This is a genomic window from Streptomyces sp. NPDC002573, assembly GCF_042889625.1.
GTDB classification, from domain to species: domain Bacteria; phylum Actinomycetota; class Actinomycetes; order Streptomycetales; family Streptomycetaceae; genus Streptomyces; species Streptomyces gibsoniae.
On the sequence record NZ_JBIARC010000188.1, the window covers coordinates 1 to 4,509 of the forward strand.

A 4,509-nucleotide genomic window follows, 5' to 3' on the forward strand; every position below is an offset into this window, starting at 1 on the left:
CCCGGCACCCCGCCACCCAGTCGGCAAGAAACAGCGCAAAGTGGACATGCCGCGACGCGGCGGAGCCGAGCAGCAGCCTTAAAGATCAAGCTAAGAACAACGTACTGCGAACAGCCCGTTCCGAGACCGATGAGTGATCAATCAACAAAACCGGGTTCGCGGCCTGTCCGTCTTCACGCCGTCCCAGCCCACAGACCGGCACGAGCGTCACCGAAGCTGTTCATGCGCGGCCCGGACGGTTCCCTAGTCCGCCTGCACCAGCTTCGCGATCACCGGGACCCGGTTCCCTGCCGGCGGGCAGGGAACATCGCCCGCCGGAACCGCACCGAACTGGTGCTACCCCGGCGCACGATTCGCTGCAGCTTCTGCCCCTCCTGGTCGGTCAACCTGCGGACGCGGACAGGCTGTGCCACCACACCCGCAACGGTCAGACCAACGAACGTCACCGCACATTCAACCGCGACGGCGGAAGGCGGTCGGGCCATCCATGGGCCGCCTGGCTGTGCCTGCGTGCAGGGCCGGGTCCCCGGTCAGGGCTTCAGCGCGGCACGGATGAGGGCGCGCAGTTCATCGTCTGTGACGGCCGCCATGTCGGTGGACCGCAGCCGAATGGTGGCCTTTCCGCTGATGAGCTCGGGATGGCGGAGTTGAAGCCACCATCGCGGTCCGTTCCCCACCCGTAGATCGAGACGCCGTGCTGCCAGACACCGATGTGCAGCCTGCGCTTTTCGACCCGGTAGGTGGGCATTCCGTGGGACAGCGCCACGCTCGCCTGCGGGAATTCCTCCAGGATCAGCCCGCTCACCCGGTCGAAGAGCGAACGGTGACCTGGCGCAATGGAGTCGACGTACTCCTGCACAGAGCCCATGCGACCCATTGTGGTCCTCCCGCGAACACCGCTGCTGCGGGCTCGGCCCTCGCGCCCGGCCGTCGAGGCTTCATGGCAGGGCAGGGCCGTGCCGCACCAGTGGACTGTTCCCGACCGTCAGGCGGTTGACCTGGGAAGATGGAGAACTGGGCCGGGAGTATCTAGGGTCAGCACGTGGCTTTCATCATGGTGTGTGAAGACGACGCGGCGGTCCGCGGTGTCCTCAAGCGCGCCCTGGAGCACGACGGCCACACCGTCTCCGTCGCCACCACGGCCGACAGCCTGCTGCGGCAGCTCGCACCAGCGCCCCATCTGGTCGTCCTGGATCTCGGGCTCCCGGACGCCGACGGCCGTGATGTCTGCCTGGCCCTGCGGGCTCGCGGCGTCGACGCGCCGGTGTTGATGCTCACCGCCTTGGACGGCCTGCATCACAAGGTGGGCGGCTTCGAGGCCGGCGCCGACGACTACATGACCAAGCCCTTCGACATCCCGGAACTGCTGGTCCGGGTCCGAGCCCTGCTGCGCCGGGCCACCGTGGCGCCCGCACCGCGCGAGGTCGTCCTCGATCCGGCGAAGCACGTGGTGACCTACGATGCGGTGAGCATGAGTCTGACCCCGACCGAGTTCCGGCTGCTGGGCCGCCTGATCGCCTCGCAGGGCGACGCGGTACGCCGCCGCGCCCTCATCGCCGCCGGCTGGCCGCACGGGGCGCAGGTCAGCGACAACACCCTCGACTCCTATGTGCGTCGGCTGCGGGCCAAGCTCGGTCCGCTGGGTGTGGCCGAGCGGCTGGCGACCGTCCGCGGCGTGGGCTACCGATGGCAGTGACGGGATTCCGTAAGCGAGTTGTCGCGCTCACCGTGCTGATCGCCACCGCCGTGGTCGCGATCCTGGTCGTGGTATCGCACGTGCTGCTGAGCCGGGTGACGGACGCCGACGCGCACGATCTGGCACGTACTCGCGCCGAGGCGGTCGCGGCGAACGTCACCGCCAAAGGCGGCCGCGTCGTTCTGACGGAGAACAGCAGCGAGGCGCTGGACGAGGTCGCCTGGGTGTATGCCGACGGCCGACTGATCGACGGAAACGTCCCGACGAGCCTGGTCGATCGCGTCGAGGAGCTCGCGGGCTCCGGGCGACCGCAGACCGCGACGGTCGGCGATTACCTCCTGTACGCGCGGCAGGTCCCGATCCACGGCCACCACGTCATGGTGATCGTCCGGGTGGACCTCACGCCCTACGAGACGTCCGAGCAGCGCAGCCTGACCTTGTCCCTGATACTGGGCGGCCTCACGATCCTCCTCGCCGGCGGTGTCGCACACCTCGTGGTACACCGCGCGCTGCGGGTCGTGCACGAGATGGCCGCCCTCGCCGACGACTGGGGCCATCACGAACCCGGGCGCCGCTTCAACCTCGGCGTCCCCCGCGACGAGTTCGGGGAACTGGGGCGGACCCTGGACCACCTCCTGGAGCGCGTAGACAACGCGCTGGCGGACGAGCGACGGCTCACCGACGAGATCGCCCACGAGCTGCGGACACCACTCACGGTCCTGCGGGCCGAGGCGCAGCTGGCGCAGCTGTCCGGCGAGCCGGTGCCGCCGGAGGCGGTGCTGAGCGAGGTCGACCGCCTCGATACGGCGATCACGACGCTTCTGCGCGCCGCGCGCGCACGGACGGACGAGGGGACCCGGTGCGACTTGCGCTCCGCCGCACGGCAGGCGATCGCGGGCCGCGCGGTCGAGGTCGCCTTCCCCGCGAAGGTCGAGGTCGCCGTGGCGGCCGACGTCGCCGTGTCGCTGCTGTCACCCTTGCTGGACAACGGCCTGCGGCATGCGAAGTCCCGTGTGTGGATCACCGCCCGCAACCAGGGCGAGGCCATCGTGGTCGATGTCCTTGACGACGGCCCCGGATTCGATCCCGCGGAGGTCGACCGGGTCTTCGAAGCGGGTGTGACCGGCGGCGACGGGTACGGGCTGGGGCTCCCAGTGGTCCGGCGCATCGCCGCCTCGGCCGGTGCGGAGGTCCGCGCGATCGCGGACGGCCGCGGTCACGTCGAGGTGACACTCCCGGCCCCCCGTGCAACCGCGTAGTCAGGTTACGTGCAGATTCCCCGCGTAAACCTCCCCGCATGACAACGACAACGGAAGCACGCACGCGCAGCGGGCGGCTCATGCTTAACAAGGTTCCCGAAGTCACCATCTGGTTCTGGGTGATCAAGATCCTGTGCACGACCGTCGGTGAGAGCTTCGCCGACTGGATCAACATGAAGCTGGGCGTCGGCCTGGTGAACACGGCCTGGATCTTCACCGCGGTGTTCGTGGTGGTCCTGGCCGTCCAGATGCGGCTGAAGCGGTACGTTCCGTTCCCCTACTGGCTGACCGTGGTCGTTGTCAGCGTCACGGGCACCCTGTACACCGACATCCTGACCGACCAGCTCAACGTGCCGCTGTGGATCAGTTCTGCGGTCTTCTCGGTACTGCTCGCGATGGTCTTCGGCGTGTGGTGGCTGCGTGAGCGCACGCTGTCGATCCACTCGGTCACGACGCTGCCGCGGGAGTCGTTCTACTGGCTCGCCGTTCTCGTCACCTTCGCGCTCGGCACCGCGACCGGCGACTGGACCCTCGAGCTCACCGGCTGGAGCCCGGGCCTCTCGGTCCTGCTGCCGCTCGGCCTCATCGCGGCGATCACGGCGCTGTGGAAGTTCGGCGCCAACCCGGTACTGTCCTTCTGGCTCGCCTACATCCTGACCCGCCCGCTCGGCGCGAACATCGGCGACTGGCTCGCCTCCCCCAAGGTCGCCCAGAACCCGGGCGACCCCACCGGTCTCGACCTGGGCACGTTCACCACCAGCCTGATCTTCCTGGGCCTGATCCTGGCGACGGTGGTCTACCTGACGGTGACGCGCTCGGACGTGACCGAGACCCACGAGGCGACCCACGCCGCACCTGCCACCAGCAACCCGCGCAAGGAGCGCACCGCGCTGGCCGGCTTCGGACTGCTCGCCGTCGCAACCGCTGGCCTGCTGGTCTGGGCCCACGGCCAGCCGCACGTCGGCCCGGCGCCAGAGACCGACAACACCTCCGCCGTCCAGATGGCTCCCGGCCAGGCGGTGAAGAAGTTCCCGCCCGCCAAGGTCGACGCACTGAAGACCCTCGCCTCCACCTCGCTCAAAGACGCACGCTCGGGCAACGCGACCGGGGCCCACACGGCCGCCCAGAAGCTGCGTGACCTGTGGGACGCCGACCAGGACTCGCTGCAGCCGCTGGACCAGACCGGCTGGACCTCCATCGACGCCCAGATGGACAAGGTGCTCAAGACCTTCGGCATCGATCACTCGAACCCGCCGATGTCGCCTGCCCAGCAGGAGAAGGAACTGAACGCCCTCCTGACGGACATGGGCTGACAGACCGCACAGCACCCGCCCGGCCCACCCGGCCGGGCGGGCTCAGTGTGCCGCAGAATCCCATGGGACTGGCGCTGACCAGGGCCAGTCAACTCTTCGTCCAGGCCAACCGCTCTAGACTAGGGCCTGTTCGAGGTTCGGATCATCAGTTTCGGGTTCTGCCGGTGCAGGGCGGCTGGGTCTGGTAGTTGTCGAGGGTGGCGCGTGGTGATCTCTCGGATGCCGAGTGGGAGTTGGTCGA

The 4,509-nt window shown here is 68.8% G+C and carries 4 protein-coding genes and 1 pseudogene; 3 read left to right on the plus strand and 2 right to left on the minus strand.

Annotation, left to right across the window (positions count from 1 at the left end; all coding sequences use genetic code 11):
- Positions 1-246: 246 nt before the first annotated feature.
- Together ACFYX0_RS46775 and ACFYX0_RS46780 are read right to left on the minus strand one after the other, a co-directional pair.
- Positions 247-413, minus strand: a pseudogene (locus tag ACFYX0_RS46775) (IS630 family transposase); the annotation flags it as partial.
- A gap of 125 nt (positions 414-538) precedes the next feature.
- Positions 539-859 carry a DUF1801 domain-containing protein gene (locus ACFYX0_RS46780; protein WP_388981691.1) on the minus strand — a complete coding sequence of 107 codons (321 nt, stop codon included), beginning with the start codon at positions 857-859 and terminating at the stop codon, positions 539-541.
- Between the two features lie 183 nt (positions 860-1,042).
- Here ACFYX0_RS46780 and ACFYX0_RS46785 point away from each other — a divergent pair, with 183 nt between their 5' ends.
- The 3 genes from ACFYX0_RS46785 to ACFYX0_RS46795 all read left to right on the plus strand — a co-directional run bounded on the left by ACFYX0_RS46785 (position 1,043) and on the right by ACFYX0_RS46795 (position 4,268).
- Positions 1,043-1,696 carry a response regulator transcription factor gene (locus tag ACFYX0_RS46785; RefSeq protein ID WP_388981692.1) on the plus strand — a complete coding sequence of 218 codons (654 nt, stop codon included), beginning with the start codon at positions 1,043-1,045 and terminating at the stop codon, positions 1,694-1,696.
- Entirely contained in the window at positions 1,687-2,955 is a 1,269-nt protein-coding gene (locus ACFYX0_RS46790) for a sensor histidine kinase (RefSeq protein ID WP_388981695.1), read from the plus strand. The genes ACFYX0_RS46785 and ACFYX0_RS46790 overlap by 10 nt, the downstream gene beginning before the upstream one ends.
- An 80-nt stretch (positions 2,956-3,035) precedes the next feature.
- The gene (locus ACFYX0_RS46795) at positions 3,036-4,268 is read left to right on the plus strand and encodes a hypothetical protein (RefSeq protein ID WP_388981698.1); all 1,233 of its coding nucleotides are present in this window, start codon (positions 3,036-3,038) and stop codon (positions 4,266-4,268) included.
- Positions 4,269-4,509 lie beyond the last annotated feature (241 nt).